This window comes from Streptomyces sp. NPDC002588, assembly GCF_040295925.1.
In the GTDB taxonomy this organism is placed as follows: Bacteria; Actinomycetota; Actinomycetes; order Streptomycetales; family Streptomycetaceae; genus Streptomyces.
Genome location: NZ_JBEOWF010000005.1, coordinates 162,797 through 181,262, shown reverse-complemented (window position 1 = coordinate 181,262; position 18,466 = coordinate 162,797). Strand labels below are relative to the sequence as shown.

Genomic DNA, 18,466 nt, shown 5'->3' with positions numbered 1-18,466 from the left:
TTGCGTATCTGTCGTGCTTACGGTTTCGCGCTGTCGGTCATGGTCTCGGTCCCCCCGGCTGGGTTGCCGGTTTGTTCATGAGGACGTGCCCGGAGCCTAAATGGTTCATGCCTCGAAGGGAACGTGATGTGTACTTCACTCCATCGAGGGATCGAACACTCATGCGACGCTGGACTACTGTGAGTTCATACGAGGGTGGTGTTACAACGGCTCTACCAGGCCTCGGTACCCTCTTGACGGCGAACGAAGCCGCGCCCTTACCCAGAAGGGCCCCACCTGAAATTCAGCGAGGAGCGAACCGCGTGACCGCCGATACGTCCGTGCCGTCCACAGCGCTGCTGGCAGGAGCAGACCGGGACGGTTCCAACTACACCGCGCGGCACCTGCTCGTCCTCGAAGGCCTCGAGGCCGTGCGGAAGCGCCCGGGTATGTACATCGGCTCGACCGACAGTCGTGGCCTGATGCACTGTCTGTGGGAGATCATCGACAATGCCGTCGACGAGGCCCTCGGGGGCTACTGCGACCACATCGAGGTGATCCTCCACGACGACGCCTCGGTCGAGGTGCGTGACAACGGCCGAGGCATCCCGGTCGACGTCGAACCCAAGACCGGACTCTCCGGGGTCGAGGTCGTCATGACCAAGCTGCACGCCGGCGGCAAGTTCGGCGGCGGCTCCTACGCCGCCTCCGGCGGTCTGCACGGCGTCGGTGCCTCCGTCGTCAACGCCCTCTCGGCCCGCCTCGACGTGGAGGTGGACCGCGGCGGCCACACGCACGCCATCAGCTTCCGGCGCGGTGTGCCGGGAGCCTTCCTCGCGGACGGCTCCGAGGCCAAGTTCGAGGCCAAGAGCGGCCTGCGCAAGGCCAAGAAGATCGCCAGGACCCGCACCGGCACGCGTGTGCGTTACTGGGCCGACCGCCAGATCTTCCTCAAGGACGCCAAACTCTCTCTCGAGAACCTTCATCAGCGTGCCCGCCAGACCGCGTTCCTGGTGCCCGGCCTGACCATCGTCGTCCGTGACGAGTACGGCCTGGGCGCGGGTGGCAGCAAGGGCGAGGAGTCCTTCCGCTTCGACGGCGGCATCAGTGAGTTCTGCGAGTACCTGGCCACCGACAAGGCCATCTGCGACGTCCTCCGTTTCTCCGGGCAGGGCACCTTCAAGGAGACCGTCCCGGTCCTGGACGAGCACGGCCAGATGACCCCCACCCAGGTCACGCGGGAACTGGACGTCGACGTCGCGATGCGCTGGGGCACGGGCTACGACACCACTCTGAAGTCGTTCGTGAACATCATCGCCACCCCCAAGGGCGGCACTCACGTGGCGGGCTTCGAGCAGGCCGTGGCAAGCACGATGAACGAGGTGCTGCGCGCCAAGAAGCTGCTGCGCGTCGCCGAGGACGACATCGTCAAGGACGACGCCCTCGAGGGCCTCACCGCGGTCGTCACCGTCCGCCTCGCCGAGCCCCAGTTCGAGGGCCAGACCAAGGAGGTCCTCGGCACCTCGGCGGCCCGGCGCATCGTGAGCACGGTGATCTCCAAGGAACTCAAGGCGTTCCTGACCTCCACCAAGCGTGACGCCGCGGCCCAGGCCCGCGTGGTCATGGAGAAGGCGGTCGCCGCCGCTCGTACCCGCATCGCGGCCCGTCAGCACAAGGACGCGCAGCGCAGGAAGACCGCTCTCGAGTCCTCCTCGCTGCCCGCCAAGCTCGCCGACTGCCGCAGTGACGACGTCGACCGCAGCGAGCTGTTCATCGTCGAGGGCGACTCCGCGCTCGGTACCGCGAAGCTGGCCCGGAACTCCGAGTTCCAGGCCCTGCTGCCAATCCGAGGCAAGATCCTCAACGTCCAGAAGTCGTCCGTGACCGACATGCTCAAGAACGCCGAGTGCGGGGCGATCATCCAGGTCATAGGGGCCGGCTCGGGGCGGACCTTCGACATCGACGCAGCCCGCTACGGCAAGATCATCATGATGACCGACGCCGATGTCGACGGCTCCCATATCCGGACCCTGCTGCTGACGCTGTTCCATCGCTACATGCGGCCCATGGTCGAGTCCGGCCGGGTGTTCGCCGCGGTCCCGCCGCTGCACCGCATCGAACTGGTCCAGCCCAAGCGGGGCCAGGACAAGTACGTGTACACGTACTCGGACCGTGAGCTGCGCGACAAGCTCATGGAGTTCCAGAGCAAGGGTGTGCGGTACAAGGACTCCATCCAGCGCTACAAGGGTCTCGGTGAGATGGACGCCGACCAGCTGGCCGAGACGACCATGGACCCGCGCCATCGCACCCTGCGCCGCATCAACCTCTCCGATCTGGAGTCGGCCGAGCAGGTGTTCGACCTGCTCATGGGGAACGACGTGGCACCGCGCAAGGAGTTCATCTCCAGCTCGGCGGCGACCCTGGACCGCTCCCGCATCGACGCGTAAACCGCTGCGCCCCGGCCGTGGCCCACGCCTCGGCCGGGGCGCGCTGCGGCGTGAAACCGGGTCTTCGGCCTGTGCCGGGTCCTCGGTCCGCCGAGATCGGCCCGGTCGGCGTGCGACCAGCGGCGTTCCGCAGGGTTCTCCACCCGTGGGTGGAGGCTCTGACCTGCCCGGATCCACCCACGATCCACCCTGGCTCCGATCTGTCGGCCGACGTGAGTCCGTAGCGTCGAAGGCGTCGGCGGTATTCGCTGTCGGCATCCCCTTCCCGCTCATGGAGGCAGTGATGTCCGGGCTGGTCAACGCGCTGGTGATCGTGGCCGTGGTGGTGCTGGTGATCACGCGGCAGTTCCGCGCGAGCCGGATCGACACGGACCGGCGGTGGTGGCTTCTGCCCGGGATCCTGGCCGTCACGGCACTGCGGGAGCCCGATCTGCTCGATGCCCACCACCACACCTGGGCAGCCCTGCTTCTCGGCGCCCAGCTGATCGTCGGCGTGGTCATGGGCGCCGGCTGGGCCTGGACCACCCGCGTCTGGGCGGAACCCGACGGTGCGGTGTGGAGCAAGAGCACCACAGCGAGCTTGGGCGTCTGGATCGTCGGCATAGGCCTGCGTGTGGGCCTCTTCGCCTTCGGCGCCGCGCTCGGTGTCCACCAGGACGGCTCGGCCCTGATGCCGGCACTGGCGGGCACTCTGCTGGTCCGCTCCGGAATCCTGATGTGGCGTGCGCAGAACCTGGGCCGCACTCCGTCCTACGGCACGGCGTACGGTGAGCATTCGGCCCGGACCACGTGGAAGGAGCGCGTGTGACGGCGACGGAGAACGTCTGGGGACGCTGGCCGTCCCGGGAGGCGCTGGGGCGCAGGGACACCACGCGGCCCAGGCGGCTGCTGGCCTGGGGCATCCGGCTGGTGGCGGTGAGCGCCCTGCTGTGGAGCGCGTTCCACGACGGCCGCATCCACGGGTGGGCAGTGGTCGTCGGGGGCGTCGGAGTCCTCGTGGCGGGAGTCCTGGTCTGGTGTTTCTTCCGGACGACGCTCGAGCACCGGCTGTGGCCCTCCCTGGCGCTCGTGGCCCTGCTGCTGGGGCTGGGGGTCGGCGCGCAGACCGCGGGCTTCGACTCTCCGGCCGTGGTTCTGTGGTGCGGCTGCGCGATTGCCGCGCTGGAGCGGCTGCCCCTGGGCGCCGGGCTGCCGGTGGCAGCGGTCGGGTTCGCCGCCTTCGCCCAGGGCAACGGCGATGCGTGGCAGACCACGGCCGCCGTCGTCGGGGGAATGGCCCTGGGCGGCTACGCCTTGCGCCTGGACGCCGAGGCCCGGGGCAGCGCCCAGCGCCTGCTCGCCCAGGAGCGTGCGGCGCGGGCCGCCGAGACGGAGACGGCCGCGCTCGCGGAGCGGGCCCGGATCGCCCGGGAGATCCACGACGTGCTCGCGCACAGTCTCTCTGCGCAGCTCGTGCACCTGGAGGCCGCCCGGCTCCTGATCGAGAGGGGCGCGGACCGCGGGCAGATCCTGGACCGGGTCGTGGCGGCACGGGGGATGGCCCGTGACGGTCTCGACGAGACCCGGCAGGCGCTGTCCGCGCTGCGCGGAGAGATGACGCCGCTGGAGGACTTCCTGACCGATCTCGTCCGCGCGGCCGACGGCGCCGAGGTCACCTTCGGAGGTGAACGCAGAGCGCTGCGAGCCGAGGCGTCGCAGGCCGTGCGCAGGGTCGCCCAGGAGGCGCTGACGAACGCCCGCAAGCACGCTCCGGGCGCGAAGGTGCAGGTGAGACTGGAGTACGGCCCTCGTGAAGTCACCCTGGACGTGAGGGACTCGGGTGGCTCGCCGGGTGAACTCGCCGGGTCCGGCGGCGGGTACGGTCTGCTGGGGATGCGTGAGCGGGCCGAACTTCTGGGCGGGTCGCTGGACGCAGGGCCGGACGACGAAGGGTTTGTGGTGACGCTGAAGGTACCGGTATGACGCCGGAGGCGGAGGAGAAGCCGGCCAGGGTCGTGGTCGCGGACGACCAGACCGTCGTCCGGGAGGGCATCGTGATGCTGCTCGGGCTGCTGCCGGGAGTCGAGGTCGTGGGCTCCGCCGGGGACGGCGAGGAGGCGGTGCGGCTCGTCGCCGAACTCGCCCCGGACGTGGTGCTGATGGACCTGCGCATGCCCCGCTGCGACGGGGTGGAGGCGACCAGACGCATCAGGGCGGAGCATCCCGCGACGCAGGTCGTGGTGCTCACGACCTACGCGGACGACGAATCCCTGTTTCCGGCGCTGAGAGCGGGGGCGCGCGGCTACCTCACCAAGGACGCCGGCGGGGACGAGATCGTGCGGGCCGTGCACAGCGTCCTGTCCGGTGATGCGGGACTGTCGCCGAGCGTCCAGCGGCGGCTGCTGGAACGTCTGTCGGCACCCGGACCCGAACCGGCGCGGCCCGGTCCGGCCGATCCGCCGGACGGGCTGACCAGCCGGGAGGCGGAGGTGCTCATCCTGATCGCCGAGGGTCTCACCAACCAAGAGATCGCCCGACGGCTGCATGTGTCCACGGCGACGGTGAAGACGCACATCAACAATCTGTTCACCAAGACCGGCCTCAAGGACCGTGCCCAAGCGGTGCGTTACGCGTATCGAAAGGGGCTGGTTCGGCCACCGGCGGGATGAAATCGGCCTGTTGGTCACCTGATGGGGTGAAGTAGACAGGGAAAAAGAGTGAGAGAACTTCCTGTTCTGTCCATCCTTGGGCATGCAGTCAAGCAATGACCGTGCCCCCGCCGACGGGGACCGACCCGGGAGACCGGGCGAACACCACCAGAGCGGAGGCCCGGAGTTCGTCGAAGCACCGGGCGAGGTGCGCTACGAGGACCCGTGGTACGACGCGCTCGCTTCGGGGTGGGGCGAACCGGGTCCGGCGGGCACGCACCTGGCCGAGGTACCGGCGGTCCGCCGGGAGCGGGAGGACGAGGCCGTGGCGGCGGCCCAGGTCTACCTCGAGGTGCAGCGCAGTGCCGCTTTTCAGGGGGTGCGCAGCCGGTACCGGCGGTTCGTGGTGCCTGCGGTCGTGGGCTTCTTCCTCTGGTACGTGGGGTACGTCGTGGCCGCGACGGCCGCTCCCGGGCTCATGGCGCGGCCTGTGGCGGGCGCGGTGAACGTGGCGTTGCTTGCGGGGCTCGGCCAGTTCCTCAGCACCTTCCTGCTCACCTGGGCCTACGCCCGGCATGCGCGGCTGCGCCGGGACCGTGCGGCGCTCGAACTGCGCTGGGACACCCAGGAGCTGACGCGCGGGGCGAGGGGCGGTGTCGCGTGACGAGCAGCCATCAGACGCTGGCGTTGCTGCTGTTCAGCGCCTTCGTCGCGGTCACGCTGGGGATCACGACCTGGGTGAGCCGGGGCCGGCGGGGATCTGCGGAGGAGTTCTATGCCGGCGGGCGGCTGTTCTCCCCGATGGAGAACGGCTTTGCCATCGCGGGTGACTACATGTCGGCCGCTTCGTTCCTCGGTATCTCGGGGCTCATCGCGCTCTTCGGCTACGACGGACTGCTGTATTCGGTCGGTTTCCTCGTGGCCTGGCTGGTGGTGTTGTTCCTGGTCGCCGAGCTGGTGCGCAACTGCGGTCGGTTCACGCTCGCCGACGTGGTGGCGGCGCGGATGAGCGAGCGGCCGGTGCGGATCGCGGCGGGAACCTCCTCGGTCACCGTGTCCGTTCTCTATCTGGTGGCGCAGATGGTGGGAGCCGGCAGCCTGGTCGCGCTGCTGCTGGGAAACACCGGCGAGGCGGCGCGGATGTGGGCCGTCATCGGGGTCGGCGCGCTCATGGTGATCTATGTGTCGTTGGGAGGGATGCGGGCCACCACATGGATTCAGATCGTGAAGGCGGTGCTGCTGCTCTGCGGCACGATCGCGCTCACGGTGCTCGTCCTGGTGCGCTTCCACGGTGACTTCGACCGGCTGCTGCTGACGGCGGCCGACCGCAGTGGGCACGGGGCGGCGTTCCTGGCACCCGGGCTGAAGTACGGCGGGGACTGGACCGCGCGGCTCGACTTCATGAGCCTCGGGCTCGCGCTGGTACTGGGCACGGCCGGGCTGCCGCACATCCTGTCGCGTTTCTACACCGTGCCCACCGCGCAGGCCGCCCGGCGGTCCGTCGTCTGGTCGATCGGGCTCATCGGCGGCTTCTATCTGATGACGATCGTGCTTGGCTTCGGAGCGGCGGCGATCGTCGGCCCGGAGGCCGTACGCGGCTCGAACGCGGCCGGGAACACGGCGGTTCCGCTTCTGGCGCTCGACCTGGGCGGCGGAGCGGACTCCACGGGCGGCACGGTGCTGTTCGCGATCGTGGCGGCGGTCGCGTTCGCCACGATCCTCGCGGTCGTCGCCGGGATCACGCTGGCCTCCTCGGCGTCGGTGGCGCACGATCTGTACGGCTCGTTGCGCCGCAGGAAGGCGAAACCCCGCAGCGAAGTGGCGGTGGCCCGGGTGGCCGCCGTCGGTATCGGGGTGATCGCGATCGCCCTCGGTCTGCTGGCCCGCGATCTCAACGTCGCCTTCCTGGTCGGTCTGGCCTTTGCAGTCGCCGCGTCCGCAAACCTGCCGGTCCTGCTGTACTCACTGTTCTGGCGGGACTTCACCACGCGGGGCGCCGTGTGGGCGGTCTACGGCGGGCTGGTGCCTGCCCTGGTGCTGGTGGTGCTGTCGCCGGTGGTCTCGGGCAGTCCCGAATCGCTCTTCCCGGGTGTGGACTTCCAGTACTTTCCGCTGCAGAACCCCGGCCTGGTCTCGATCCCGCTGGGCTTCCTCGCCGGCTGGCTCGGCACGGTCACCTCGGCCGAGATCGCCGACGAGGCCAAGCACGCGGAGACGGAGGTGCGGTCCCTGACGGGAGCGGGTGCCGTCTAGGGCGTGTTTCGAAAGTCCCGCCTGTCTGGCCCGCCCTCAGGGCCGACGACGCCACTTTCGAAACGCGCCTAGACGACCTTCCGGCGTACGGCGACGGGGCGCCGAGGGTCGGTCATGGCGCCACCCACGCGTAGCGGTGTTCCGGGCGCCCCGTGTCGCCGTACTTGAGGGAGAGGCGCAGACGGCCGGCCTGTTCCAGGTGACGGAGGTAGCGCTGGGCGGTGGAACGGCTCAGGCCGGTCTCGGCGGCGACCTCGTGGGCCGAGAGGGGGTGGTCGGCGTGGTGAAGCACCGCACAGATCAGGTCCGTGGTGGGCTCCGAGTGGCCGGTGGGCAGCCCGAGGGCGGAGGGCGCCGGGGTGGTACGCAGGGCGCTGAAGATCCGGTCGACCTGTTCCTGCCCGGCGATGCCCCTCCCACCGACCCGGTCCACCGTGCGGCGCAGCGCGGCGTAGGAGTCGAGACGCGTACGCAGGGCCGCGAAGGTGAACGGTTTCACCAGGTAGTGCAGCGCACCCAGGCGCATCGCTGTCTGCACGGTGCTGACGTCGCCCGCCGCCGTGATCATGATGACGTCGGTGCCATGGCCCTGATCCCGCATGCGGTGCACGAGGTCGAGGCCCGTCCCGTCGGGCAGATAGTGGTCGAGCAGGACCAGGTCGATGGTTCCACGCTGCACGGCGGCCAGCGCCTGGGCGGCGCTGTGCGCGCGGGCGGCCACCCGGAAACCGGGAACCTTTCCCACGTACTTGGCGTTTATCTCGGCGACACGGAAGTCGTCGTCCACGACCAGGACGTCAATCATCGGGCCTCTCTCCGTCAAGGCCTTACGGGCATTACGCCCGTGTTTCGGCTCCGCTGTTGTAGCGCGCGCAAAACGAGCACAACAGTCTCTTGCAAGCAAAAGAAGCGCATGCGGTCACAAGACTGATGCCGTGTCCCGGCTCACATCTACCGTCCCCGGCCATGAGCGCACACACCAGCCCCGCCATCGAGCTGCGGGGCGCGAGCAAGGTCTTCAGGACCCCCTCGGGGGGCCTGCACACGGCCGTCCGGGATCTCGACCTCACCGTCGGGCATGGTGAGTTCGTGGCCGTCGTCGGACCGACCGGCTGTGGCAAGTCGACCACGCTGACCCTGGTCAGCGGCCTGGAAGAGCCGTCCGGGGGCGAGGTTCTGGTCGCCGGGCAGCCGGTGCGCGGGGTCGGCGACAAGGTCGGCTTCGTCTTCCAGCAGGATGCGACGTTCCCCTGGCGCACGGTCCTGTCGAACGTCATGGCCGGCCCCCGCTTCCGTGGTGTGCCCAAGGCGGAGGCGAAGCGGAAAGCGCGTGAGTGGCTGGCCCGGGTCGGCCTCGCCGCTTTCGAGGACCGCTACCCGCACCAGCTCTCCGGTGGCCAGCGCAAGCGCGTCGCGCTCGCCGCGACCTTCGTCAACGACCCCGAGATCCTGCTCATGGACGAGCCGTTCTCGGCGCTCGACGTGCAGACCCGGGCCCTGATGTCCGACGAACTGCTTGAGCTGTGGGAGGGCACGGGCGCCTCCGTTGTCTTCGTCACCCATGACCTGGAGGAGTCCATCGCGCTGGCCGACAAGGTCGTGGTGATGACCGCCGGACCGGCGACCGTGAAGCAGGTCTTCGACATCGACCTGCCGCGGCCGCGCAAGGTCGAGTCGGTGCGCCTGGAGCCGCGGTTCATCGAGATCTACCGCGAGATCTGGGAGTCCCTCGGCGAAGAGGTCCGCATCACCCGCGAAAGAGGTGCCGCCCATGTCGCCTGAAGTTCTCAGCACACCGGTCGTCGACACGGTCAAGGCGCCGGACCGAGCGCACTCACGCGCGCGTGCCGCACGCCGACGCAAGATCGTCGTCTCCGCCTCCCGGGTTCTGCTCCTGGTGGCCGTGCTCGGCCTGTGGGAGGCGCTGTCCCGCGCGAAGGCGATCGATCCGTTCAACTTCTCGATGCCCTCCAAGATCTGGGACCAGATCTGGACCTGGATGACGCACGGGACCGCTCTCGGCTCCCTCGGAGAGCAGATCTGGTACACGCTCTACGAGGCGCTGCTCGGCTGGGTCTTCGGTGTGGTCGCCGGTGTGGTGTGCGGTATCGCGCTCGGCCGGATCACCTTCCTCGCCGATGTCCTTGGTCCATACATCAAGGTGCTCAACTCGATACCCCGTATCGTCCTGGCGCCGATCTTCGTGATCTGGTTCGGGCTCGGCCCGGCCTCAAAGGTGGCCTCGGCCGTCGTCCTGGTGTTCTTCCCGGTCTTCTTCAACGCCTTCCAAGGCGCACGCGAGGTCGACCGCAACCTCGTCGCCAACGCCCGCATCCTCGGTGCGAGCGACCGCAGGGTGACACTTCAGGTCGTCATTCCCTCGGCCACCTCATGGATCTTCACCAGCCTCCATGTCAGCTTCGGCTTCGCCCTCATCGGCGCGATCGTCGGTGAGTACATCGGCGCCACCAAGGGCATCGGCCTGCTCGTCGCACAGTCCCAGGGCACGTTCAACGCGGCCGGCGTGTACGCGGCGATGGTCATCCTCGCCGTCGTCGCCCTCGTCGCGGAGGGCCTGCTGACCTTCGCCGAGCGCCGCATCTTCCGCTGGAAGCCGTCGGATTCCGACAGCTGACCCCGCCGTACCGCCTCCTCCCCCCCCGCACCGCCCCTCTCACAAGGACGTGAACCAGCCATGCGTTTCTCCGCCAGACACGCCGCCCTGGCCGCTGCCGGCCTGCTCGCCCTCTCCTCCCTCACCGCCTGCGCCAACGACGCCGCGAGCACCGCGTCCACCGGCTCCGGCGGGGACGGCAAGGGGACCAAGGTCAAGATCATGGTCGGCGGTCTCGACAAGGTCATCTACCTGCCCGCGATGCTCACCCAGCGGCTGGGCTACTTCGACGCCGAGGGACTGGACGTCGAACTGCTGAGCGAGCCCGCCGGGGTGCAGGCCGAGACCGCGCTCGTCTCCGGCCAGGTGCAGGGAGCCGTCGGCTTCTACGACCACACGCTCGACCTCCAGGTGAAGGGCAAGGCGGTCGAGTCCGTGGTGCAGTTCTCGCACGCGCCCGGCGAGGTGGAGATCGTCTCCACCAAGGCCGAGGGGGACATCACCTCGCCCAAGGACTTCAAGGGCAAGAAGCTCGGTGTCACCGGCCTCGGCTCCTCGACCGACTTCCTCACCAAGTACCTCGCCGTCAAGAACGGCGTGAAGGTCAGCGAGTTCACGCCGGTCGCCGTCGGGGCGGGGCCGACCTTCATCTCGGCGCTCCAGAAGGGGGCCATCGACGGCGGCATGACCACCGACCCGACCGTCGCGACGATCCTGGACAAGAAGGCCGGCAAGATCCTCCTGGACATGCGCACCCCGCAGGGCTCGGAGGAGGCGCTCGGGGGACCGTATCCCTCGTCGAGCCTGTACATGCAGACGGACTGGGTCAACAGTCACAAGGACACCGTCCAGAAGTTGGCCAATGCATTCGTCAAGACGCTCAAGTGGATGTCGACCCACAGCGCCAGCGAGATCGCCGACAAGATGCCGGCCGACTACTCGCAGGGCAACAAGACGCTGTACGCCGTCGCCATCAAGAGCACGCTGCCGATGTTCACCGACGACGGCGTGATGCCCCAGGAGGGCCCCGAGACCGTGGAGAAGGTCCTCAAGGCGTTCAACCCGAACATCCAGAACGCCGACGTCGACCTGAGCAAGACCTACACGACGGAGTTCGTCGAGAAGGTGGCGGGCTGACGGTCGCGCAACACCGTGCCCTCAGGCGCGGGTCGCCCACACGTAACGGTGTTCCGGGCGGCCCGCGTCGCCGTACTTCAGGGTCAGCCGGGCCCGGCCCGTGCGCTCCAGGAGCTTCAGATAACGCTGGGCGGTCTGGCGGCTCACCCCGGTCCGGTCGGCGATCTCCTGGGCCGACAGTGGCCCGTCGGCGCCCATCAGGGACTGGCGGACCAGTTCGGCGGTGGTGGGGGAGTGCCCCTTGGGCAGCCCGGGCTCCGCGGGAGCGGACAGCGCGCCGAAGATACGGTCGACGTCGGCCTGTTCGGCCTCGCCGCCGCCGTCGAGCGTGCGGCGCAGATCGGCGTACGCCTCCAGCTTGGCGCGCAGACCGGCGAAGTTGAACGGCTTCACCAGGTACTGCAGGGCACCCTGCCGCATCGCGGCCTGCACGGTGGAGATGTCCCGAGCGGCGGTCACCATGATCACGTCGGTCTGGTGGCCGCGTCGGCGCATCTCCTGGACGACCTCCAGGCCCGTCTCGTCGGGCAGGTAGTGGTCCAGCAGGACCAGGTCCGGCCGCGGCGGCAACTCCAGCCGGTGCAGCGCCTCGGCCGCGCTGTGGGCCTCGCCGGCCACATGGAAGCCCGGCACCTTCTCGACGTAGGCGGAGTTGACCCGGGCGACCCTGGTGTCGTCGTCCACCACCAGAACCTCGATCATCGCGACTCCTCCTCGGCGGTGCTCTGCGCTGTTACGGCCAGGGCGGGTTCAGGATCGGCTTCCAGGTCGGGCCCGGCCAGCGCCTCGGGCAGGACGACGGTGAACTCGGCGCCCCCGCCGACCGCCTCCCCGACGGACGCGCTGCCGCCCTGCCGTTCGGCGAGCCTGCGGACCAGGGAGAGCCCGATGCCGCGCTTCCCGTGCGCAGGAGGCTTCTTCGTGGACCAGCCCTCGGTGAACACCAACTCGCGCCGATCGGCCGGGATTCCGGGGCCGGTGTCGCGTACCCGCAGGACAGCGGTACGGCCGTCGGCGCGCAGTTCGACCTCCACGCGCGCGTGCGGCTTGCCCGCGACGGCGTCGAGCGCGTTGTCCACCAGGTTGCCCACGACCGTGACCAGCCCGCGCGGGTCGACCAGCCGGTCCGGGAGCCGGGTGCCGTCGGAGACCCACAGGGCGACACCGCGCTCGGCCGCGACGGTCGCCTTGCCGACCAGCAGCGCGGCGAGCAGCGGGTCCTCGATCTTCTCCGTCACCTGCTCCGAGGTGGCCCGGTGGTCGCCGACCACCTCTCCCACGAACTCGACGGCGTCGTCGTACATCTCCAGTTCGAGCAGCCCGAGGAGCGTGTGCATGCGGTTGGCGTGCTCGTGGTCCTGGGCGCGCAGGGCGTCGATCAGACCGTGCGTGGAGTCCAGTTCGCGGCCGAGTTGTTCCAGTTCGGTGCGGTCGCGCAGGGTCGCCACGGCACCGCCGTCATCGGTGGGCATCCGGTTGACGACCAGGACGCGCTGTCCGCGTACGGCGATCAGGTCGGTGCCGGTCACCCGTCCGGCCAGCACATCGGCAGTACGTCCCGCACCGAGCGCGTCGTCGGGCGAGTCGCCCACCGCCTCGTCGCCGATGCCCAGCAGGCGCTGCGCCTCGTCGTTCAGCAGCCGGACGCGGCCGGCCCGGTCCAGTGCGACCACACCCTCACGGATGCCGTGCAGCATCGCCTCGCGCTCCGCGAGCAGCGCCGAGATGTCGGAGAAGGCCAGGTCGCGGGTCTGCCGCTGCACTCTCCGGGAGATCAGCCAGGCGGCCAGCGCGCCCACCGCGAGCGCGCCGCCCGCGTAGGCGAACAGACCGGGGATCGCATGGATCAGCCGGGCCCGCACGCTGTCGTACTCGATACCGACCGAGACCGCCCCGATGATCTTGCCGTCGCTGTCGCGCAGGGGCACCTTGCCACGCGCCGAGCGGCCCAGGGTGCCGCTGTCGATCTCCATGACGTCCTGGCCGGCCAGGGCCTTGTCCGGGGATGTCGAGACATGTCCGCCGACCTCTTTGCGCTCGGGGTGCGACCAGCGCGTGCCATGGAGGTCCATCACGACCACGTACTCCGCGCCGCTGGCCTTGCGGATCCGCTCCGCCTCGCGCTGCACCGGTCCGCCGACCGTGGGCGGTGTGGTCTGCAGGTCCTCGGCGATCTGCGGGACGGCGGCCGTGGTCTGGGCGATGGCGAGCGCGCGGCGCATCGCCTGATCGTCCAGCTGGTCGCCGAGCGGGGCGAGGAACAGGCCTGTCGCGAGCACCACGACTCCCGCGGCGATCGCCAGCTGCATCAGCAGCACCTGCGAGAACACGCGCTTCGGCATGCCGAGGCGCAGGCGGCGGGTGGGGGGAGAGGGGCTCATACCCAAGAAGGTACGTGGGCGGGCCGGTGCAGCCGTAGGGGTGTGTGGTGTGGATCTCTTGATCGACTCAAGAGGAAACGGTTCATCCTGGTCCGGGAAGCCGGCCACAGCCATCCTGGCCGTGGCTGTTTCAGCCGGCCCTGACCGCCACCAGTTCGCGCACCGCCACCACGTCCATCCGCGCGGGTGAACCGAGGACCGACGCCCCGCAGCTCTCCGGACGGGACGGCAGGGACGCGCCCTGGGCCACCTCGACCCGCCAGTGCCGGCCGTCGGTGTGTGCGACGGTCACCTCCCAGCGCGGCGCGCCGCCGGTGGTCAGGACGACGCTGAGGGCCTCCGCGCCCTCCTCGCCGACGGCCTCGCGCACGGCCAGCTCCGCCGCCTGGCCGGGCCGCTCCCACGACGAACGTCCACGACATCCGTCCATGACGATCCGCCCCTCCCGGAGGCCGTGCAGGACCTCCTTGACGGTGTGCGCCTCGGCGCGGCCGTAGGCGTAGCCATGAGGCAGGACGAGGACCGTGGGGGAGAAGCGATGACCGCCCAGATGAGTGACCTCCCACACGCCCTGCACCCCGGACGCGGCCAGCTCGGCCGCCAGCGGACGGCCGAGAAGGGCGCAGCAGCGGTCGCGCTTGCCGTTGGTGCACACGAGGGCGAGCGGGTCACCCGTGTGGGGACCGCCCCGCAGCGCGGTGTCGAAGGCGCGGTGGTCACCCCGCCCGAGCGCCGCGAAGTCGACGTCGAGCAACCGCCCCGGGTCGGTGGTCGTGGCGGTGCGCACCCAGACGTTCCCGGGCACGGTGTGCGCCGCGTACACGTGCCGTACGGGAGGCGGCATGCCGGGGTCGGCGTGCCGGCCGGGACGGCGGATGAGGGCGACGCGTACGCCCGTCTCCCGGGCGGCGGTTTCCAGGGCACGGCCCAGCGCGGGGTCCAGGTGGCTCGAGGTGAGCGCCTTGGCACCCCACGGACCGGGCTGCTCCAGCAGAAGCCAGGTCGAGGCGGTGGCCGCGGTTCCGGGCATGGGCTCGCCAAGGTTCCGCGAGTCGGTCGAGCACGTACTCACAGAGGTGAGCCTAACCTGACTTGACGCGCCCTGCTTCCTGCGCCGCCTGTGGATCGCTGTGAGTTGCCGGCCGGCGACTGTGGGCCGTGGCCGCACCGAAGGCCGCGGGCGGTGCGGACTCCCGCGTGACGCTGCCGGGGCTCCTACTCGGGGAGCTGCCGGGGCGGCTTCGGCCCGACGTAGTGCCCGCTGGGCCGCATCCGCAGGGGCCGTTCGCCGTACTCCTCCAGGGCATGGGCGATCCAGCCCGCCGTCCGCGCGACGGCGAAGATCGTTTCGCCGGCGGAGGACTCCATGCCGCTGGAGGCGGTGAGGACGGCGAGCGCCAGGTCGACGTTGGCGTGCAGCGGAGCGTGCCGGGCGGCGGTGGCGACGACGTCACGGGCCGCGGCGAGGGCCGGCGCTGCGTCGGGAAGCTCTTCCAGCAGGGCGAACAGCGCACGCGCGCGTGGGTCCTCGCCGGGGTAGAGGCGGTGTCCGAGGCCCGGGATGCGACGGCCCTCCCGCAGTTCCTGGGCGATGACGGGGGCGGCGTCGCCGACGTCCAGGATCTCCAGCAGCAGCCGGTGGGCGAGGCCGCTCGCCGCGCCGTGCAGCGGGCCCTCGATGACGCCGAGCCCGGCCGAGACGGCCGCGTAGGCGTGCGCCCTTGCCGAGGCGGCGACCCGTACCGCGAGTGTCGAGGCGGCCAGGTCGTGGTCGACGAGCAGGGCGAGCGCCGTGTCCAGGACACGCAGCTTCGTCTTCTCGGCGGGGTGCCCGGTGAGCCGCCCCCACAACCGCTGCGCGAGGGGTCCCTCGTCGCGGTGCGTGGCCCGCTTGGGAGGCAGGGCGGCGACCAGGGTGGGGATCAGGGTGCGCGCGGTGCCGAGGACGGCCTCCTCGGCGAGGTCGAACCGCAGCGGGTCCGCGGTCGCCGCCGCCACGGCGGCGACCCGCAACCGGTCGGTGGGCCCGCTGTGTCCGGGCAGCGCGTCGACCGCGCGGCGGGCGGCCTCCACGGACGCGGCGGGCGCGGTGAAGGTGGTGCCGGGACGCATCCGGCCGGTCCACAGCCACTCGGCGACCTCTTCGTAGGAGTGCCGGGCGGCCAGTTCGGTCGCGTCGACGCCCCGGAAGTAGTAGCGGTCCTTGTCGATGAACGTGAGCCGGGTACGGACCGACAGGTCGCCGCCGGAGCCCGGACTCCCGTTGCTCTCCCGCCTGTTGCGCCGCGCGAGCGCCTCGACCTCCTTGGCGTCGAAGGTGCTGCCCCGGCCTCCGGGCGTGCGGCTGCTGTTCAGCTGACCGCGGCTCACGTACGCGTACACGGTCTCGGGTTTCACGCCGAGCAGTTCGGCGGCCTCCTTGGTGCTCAGCCGTCGTTCCGGATGGGCGGGGGAGGGGGCGTGGTCGCGCATGGGGGTCACCGTATCCGCAGAGAACGAATATTGATTCAGTCAATATTGACACGGGTTAATCAAGAGTAGACAGTCGAATCAATATCAAGGAGGTAGTCATGGCTGTCACCACGTCCGCCGCCCAGTCCGTCAACCCGTCCGCCCCCGCGTTCCTCGACGTACCGCGCGGACTCGCGGGCGTCGTCGTCGCCGAGACGCAGGTCGGTGACGTCCGCGGACGCGAAGGCTTCTACCACTACCGCCAGTACTCGGCCGTCGACCTCGCGCACACCCGCCGCTTCGAGGACGTGTGGCACCTGCTGGTCCACGGCGACCTGCCGGACGCGCGGCGCGGCGCCGCCTTCGCCGCCGGGACCGCGGCCCTGCGGCGGCTCCCCGAGCCGGTCGCCGCGGTGCTCCCCGCCCTCGCGGCGGCGGGCGGACGGGCCGACCCGCTCGCCGGGATGCGGACCGCGCTGTCGCTGCTCGGCGCGGCGAAGGGGTTCCGGCCCGTGTACGACATCGACCCGGACCGGCGCCGCGCGGACACCGTCGAGGCGACCGCGGCCGTGCCGACGCTCCTCACCGCGCTGTACCGGCTGAGCAAGGGGATGGATCCCGTCGAGCCGCGGGAGGACCTGTCGTACGCGGCGAACTACCTCTACATGCTCACCGGTACCGAGCCCGACGCCGAACGGACCAGGGCGGTCGAGCAGTACCTGATCTCAACCATTGACCACGGCTTCAATGCGTCAACCTTCACCGCCAGGGTGATCGCCTCGACCGGTGCGGACGTGGCCGCGTGTCTGGTGGGGGCGGTGGGCGCGCTGTCGGGGCCACTGCACGGTGGTGCGCCCAGCCGGGCGCTGGACACCCTGGACGCGATCGGCACCCCCGACCGCATCGACCCCTGGATCCGGGAGCGTGTTCTCGCCGGTGAGCGGATCATGGGCTTCGGCCATGCCGTCTACCGCACTGAGGACCCGCGCTCCCGCATGCTCCGGGAGACCGCGCTGCGGTTCGGGGGCCCGCGCGTCGAGTTCGCCGTGGAGGTGGAGCGACATGTCGAGGCGATCCTCGCCGAGCTGAAGCCGGGCCGTGAGCTGCACACCAATGTGGAGTTCTACGCCGGCGTGGTCATGGAACTGTGCGGGCTGCCCCGGGAGATGTTCACTCCGACGTTCGCGGCGGCACGGATGGTGGGCTGGAGTGCCAACATCCTGGAGCAGGCCGAGGATTCGAAGATCATCCGCCCCGTCGCACGGTACGTGGGACCGGGGGCGCCGGTGGCGGTGCCCGCGGTCGCCTGACAGGGAGCGGGCGCACACCGGCCGACGGAGGGTGCGACACCGTACGGGCCCGGCATCGCGCGCGGCGATCCGGGCCCCTTGCGTGGGGAGAGCGTGGTCCCCCGGCCGTCTCAGGCGTCCGGGATGTCCGCCTTCGCGCGGATCAACGTTTCGCGGCTGACGACGACGATGCGTTCGTAGTCCGCGCGAGAGGCGTCGGAGGGCAGCCCGGCGTCGAGCGCTTCCGTGGCGTCCGTGCCGATGACGGCGAAGTTCCCGTCGGACAACTCGAAGATGTCAGGGCAGTTGCCCCCTCCCGTGCTCCCCCGCTCGCTGGGGGGCACACCGATCCGACGGATGATCTGACTCACTGTTGGTTCCCTCTGACTTTCAAGGCTGAACAGGCTGAACAAGGGTGAAGAGGTGGCGCACGGCGGCCGCGGGGCGAGAAAGCGGCCCTGTGGGGCGCGATTCGCCATCCGGCGGCGTGAACGACGGTCTTATGGAGTCGCCCTACGCGATCACGTGTGAGTCAACCCCAGCCGCGCCTGGGACAACGCGGGACTTCACCCGTTCGTTATGGGCCGACGGCGTGAACCTCCGGGCACGCGCCCGCTACTCGCCCGGTGTCTCGCCCACCACCCACCACTCGTCGATGTCGGCCTCTTCGAGCTGGCGCAGCAACTCGTCGACCATGCGCCCCAGCGCGGCCTCCTCCGAGTCGTCGGGGAGCGTCGCCCGCTGTCCCTGGGTCGCGTACCAGTACTCGCGCACGACCGGATTCTGCAACAGGCCCCGCATCCGGCCGTGGAACTCCTCACGGGTGAGGTTGCCGATGCGGTGGTAGAAGAGCAGGTTCGTGTAGAGCGCGTTCGCGAACAGATACTGGCGCCGCTTCTGCGGGGACGCCGGAACCTCGAAGATGTCCAGCACCTCGGCCAGTTCGGGACTGTCGATCGCCTTGCTCAGCAGTTCCCAGTGCAGCCGCTGCTGGTGGGCCAGGTTGGCGTGCAGCGGTGTGGCGACCGCGCGCTCCAGGTGCTCGAGCCGCAGACGCAGGGCGTTGAGCGTGTTCCGCTGTACGGTCAGCGTGGCAAGGGCCCCGGCGACCATGCCGAGGCCCGCTGCCGTAACGGGGCCGAGCCCCCGTATCCGAAACTTCCGTGTGGCCATGTCAACCCCCGAATCAGGCGGCCGTGCGCCGGTCGTCGGGGTGCGGGTGGGCTGTGACGGGGACCGGCGAGCGGTGGGCGGCGCTTGCCGTCTCCCAGGGTGCCGAGCCGCTCTG

Annotated in this window: 17 protein-coding genes; 10 read left to right on the top strand and 7 right to left on the bottom strand. The window is 70.2% G+C overall.

Annotation, left to right across the window (positions count from 1 at the left end; translation table 11 throughout):
* The first annotated feature begins 302 nt into the window (after window positions 1–302).
* From ABT057_RS07945 to ABT057_RS07920, 6 genes are all read left to right on the top strand, one after another.
* Window positions 303–2,426: a DNA gyrase/topoisomerase IV subunit B gene (locus ABT057_RS07945; RefSeq protein WP_352341598.1), complete on the top strand. Its 2,124-nt coding sequence runs from the start codon at window positions 303–305 to the stop codon at window positions 2,424–2,426.
* A gap of 283 nt (window positions 2,427–2,709) precedes the next feature.
* A complete protein-coding gene (locus ABT057_RS07940; RefSeq protein WP_352341597.1) occupies window positions 2,710–3,234 on the top strand; it encodes a DUF1453 domain-containing protein in 525 nt (174 codons plus the stop codon).
* Window positions 3,231–4,388 (top strand): sensor histidine kinase, encoded by a 1,158-nt coding sequence (locus tag ABT057_RS07935; protein ID WP_352341596.1) that lies wholly within the window; start codon window positions 3,231–3,233, stop codon window positions 4,386–4,388. The genes ABT057_RS07940 and ABT057_RS07935 overlap by 4 nt, the downstream gene beginning before the upstream one ends.
* Window positions 4,385–5,074, top strand: a complete 690-nt coding sequence (locus tag ABT057_RS07930) for a response regulator transcription factor (protein WP_352341595.1) — start codon at window positions 4,385–4,387, stop codon at window positions 5,072–5,074. Before ABT057_RS07935 ends, ABT057_RS07930 begins: the two co-directional genes overlap by 4 nt.
* A gap of 82 nt (window positions 5,075–5,156) precedes the next feature.
* Entirely contained in the window at window positions 5,157–5,717 is a 561-nt protein-coding gene (locus ABT057_RS07925; protein WP_502973817.1) for a DUF485 domain-containing protein, read from the top strand.
* Window positions 5,714–7,306 carry a monocarboxylic acid transporter gene (locus ABT057_RS07920; RefSeq protein WP_352341594.1) on the top strand — a complete coding sequence of 531 codons (1,593 nt, stop codon included), beginning with the start codon at window positions 5,714–5,716 and terminating at the stop codon, window positions 7,304–7,306. The genes ABT057_RS07925 and ABT057_RS07920 overlap by 4 nt, the downstream gene beginning before the upstream one ends.
* Before the next feature lie 112 nt (window positions 7,307–7,418).
* On the opposite strand, the gene ABT057_RS07915 is transcribed toward ABT057_RS07920, so the two are convergent.
* The gene (locus ABT057_RS07915; RefSeq protein WP_352341593.1) at window positions 7,419–8,111 is read right to left on the bottom strand and encodes a response regulator; all 693 of its coding nucleotides are present in this window, start codon (window positions 8,109–8,111) and stop codon (window positions 7,419–7,421) included.
* Between the two features lie 161 nt (window positions 8,112–8,272).
* Between ABT057_RS07915 and ABT057_RS07910 the strand changes: the two genes are divergently transcribed.
* Genes ABT057_RS07910 through ABT057_RS07900 form a run of 3 tightly spaced genes read left to right on the top strand, consistent with a single transcriptional unit; the run spans window position 8,273 to window position 11,057 of the window.
* Complete coding sequence (locus tag ABT057_RS07910) at window positions 8,273–9,088, top strand: ABC transporter ATP-binding protein (protein WP_352341592.1); 816 nt, start codon at window positions 8,273–8,275, stop codon at window positions 9,086–9,088.
* Window positions 9,078–9,941 carry an ABC transporter permease gene (locus tag ABT057_RS07905; protein WP_352341591.1) on the top strand — a complete coding sequence of 288 codons (864 nt, stop codon included), beginning with the start codon at window positions 9,078–9,080 and terminating at the stop codon, window positions 9,939–9,941. Before ABT057_RS07910 ends, ABT057_RS07905 begins: the two co-directional genes overlap by 11 nt.
* Before the next feature lie 60 nt (window positions 9,942–10,001).
* Window positions 10,002–11,057, top strand: coding sequence for an ABC transporter substrate-binding protein (locus ABT057_RS07900; protein ID WP_352341590.1), 1,056 nt, complete (start codon window positions 10,002–10,004; stop codon window positions 11,055–11,057).
* 21 nt (window positions 11,058–11,078) lie between these two features.
* Here the strand turns inward: ABT057_RS07900 and ABT057_RS07895 are convergent, their stop codons facing one another.
* From ABT057_RS07895 to ABT057_RS07880, 4 genes are all read right to left on the bottom strand, one after another.
* A complete protein-coding gene (locus ABT057_RS07895) occupies window positions 11,079–11,759 on the bottom strand; it encodes a response regulator (RefSeq protein WP_352341589.1) in 681 nt (226 codons plus the stop codon).
* A complete protein-coding gene (locus tag ABT057_RS07890) occupies window positions 11,756–13,438 on the bottom strand; it encodes an ATP-binding protein (RefSeq protein ID WP_352341588.1) in 1,683 nt (560 codons plus the stop codon). Before ABT057_RS07890 ends, ABT057_RS07895 begins: the two co-directional genes overlap by 4 nt.
* Window positions 13,439–13,568: 130 nt before the next feature.
* Window positions 13,569–14,510: a ferredoxin family protein gene (locus ABT057_RS07885; RefSeq protein WP_352341587.1), complete on the bottom strand. Its 942-nt coding sequence runs from the start codon at window positions 14,508–14,510 to the stop codon at window positions 13,569–13,571.
* A gap of 143 nt (window positions 14,511–14,653) precedes the next feature.
* The gene (locus tag ABT057_RS07880; RefSeq protein WP_352341586.1) at window positions 14,654–15,910 is read right to left on the bottom strand and encodes a citrate/2-methylcitrate synthase; all 1,257 of its coding nucleotides are present in this window, start codon (window positions 15,908–15,910) and stop codon (window positions 14,654–14,656) included.
* A 98-nt stretch (window positions 15,911–16,008) separates the two neighbouring features.
* On the opposite strand from ABT057_RS07880, the gene ABT057_RS07875 reads away from it, so the two are divergent.
* Window positions 16,009–17,199, top strand: coding sequence for a citrate synthase/methylcitrate synthase (locus ABT057_RS07875; protein ID WP_352341585.1), 1,191 nt, complete (start codon window positions 16,009–16,011; stop codon window positions 17,197–17,199).
* Between the two features lie 110 nt (window positions 17,200–17,309).
* On the opposite strand, the gene ABT057_RS07870 is transcribed toward ABT057_RS07875, so the two are convergent.
* Complete coding sequence (locus ABT057_RS07870; protein ID WP_352341584.1) at window positions 17,310–17,549, bottom strand: hypothetical protein; 240 nt, start codon at window positions 17,547–17,549, stop codon at window positions 17,310–17,312.
* Between the two features lie 244 nt (window positions 17,550–17,793).
* Window positions 17,794–18,351 (bottom strand): DUF6082 family protein, encoded by a 558-nt coding sequence (locus tag ABT057_RS07865; RefSeq protein ID WP_352341583.1) that lies wholly within the window; start codon window positions 18,349–18,351, stop codon window positions 17,794–17,796.
* Between the last annotated feature and the right edge of the window lie 115 nt (window positions 18,352–18,466).

Coding starts and splice junctions, on each gene's coding strand:
- ABT057_RS07910 (WP_352341592.1), top strand. CDS start 8,273: ATGAGCGCACACACCAGCCCCGCCATCGAGCTGCGGGGCGCGAGCAAG.
- ABT057_RS07880 (WP_352341586.1), bottom strand. CDS start 15,910: ATGCGCGACCACGCCCCCTCCCCCGCCCATCCGGAACGACGGCTGAGC.
- ABT057_RS07895 (WP_352341589.1), bottom strand. CDS start 11,759: ATGATCGAGGTTCTGGTGGTGGACGACGACACCAGGGTCGCCCGGGTC.
- ABT057_RS07900 (WP_352341590.1), top strand. CDS start 10,002: ATGCGTTTCTCCGCCAGACACGCCGCCCTGGCCGCTGCCGGCCTGCTC.
- ABT057_RS07915 (WP_352341593.1), bottom strand. CDS start 8,111: ATGATTGACGTCCTGGTCGTGGACGACGACTTCCGTGTCGCCGAGATA.
- ABT057_RS07875 (WP_352341585.1), top strand. CDS start 16,009: ATGGCTGTCACCACGTCCGCCGCCCAGTCCGTCAACCCGTCCGCCCCC.
- ABT057_RS07865 (WP_352341583.1), bottom strand. CDS start 18,351: ATGGCCACACGGAAGTTTCGGATACGGGGGCTCGGCCCCGTTACGGCA.
- ABT057_RS07890 (WP_352341588.1), bottom strand. CDS start 13,438: ATGAGCCCCTCTCCCCCCACCCGCCGCCTGCGCCTCGGCATGCCGAAG.
- ABT057_RS07925 (WP_502973817.1), top strand. CDS start 5,157: ATGCAGTCAAGCAATGACCGTGCCCCCGCCGACGGGGACCGACCCGGG.
- ABT057_RS07930 (WP_352341595.1), top strand. CDS start 4,385: ATGACGCCGGAGGCGGAGGAGAAGCCGGCCAGGGTCGTGGTCGCGGAC.
- ABT057_RS07940 (WP_352341597.1), top strand. CDS start 2,710: ATGTCCGGGCTGGTCAACGCGCTGGTGATCGTGGCCGTGGTGGTGCTG.
- ABT057_RS07905 (WP_352341591.1), top strand. CDS start 9,078: ATGTCGCCTGAAGTTCTCAGCACACCGGTCGTCGACACGGTCAAGGCG.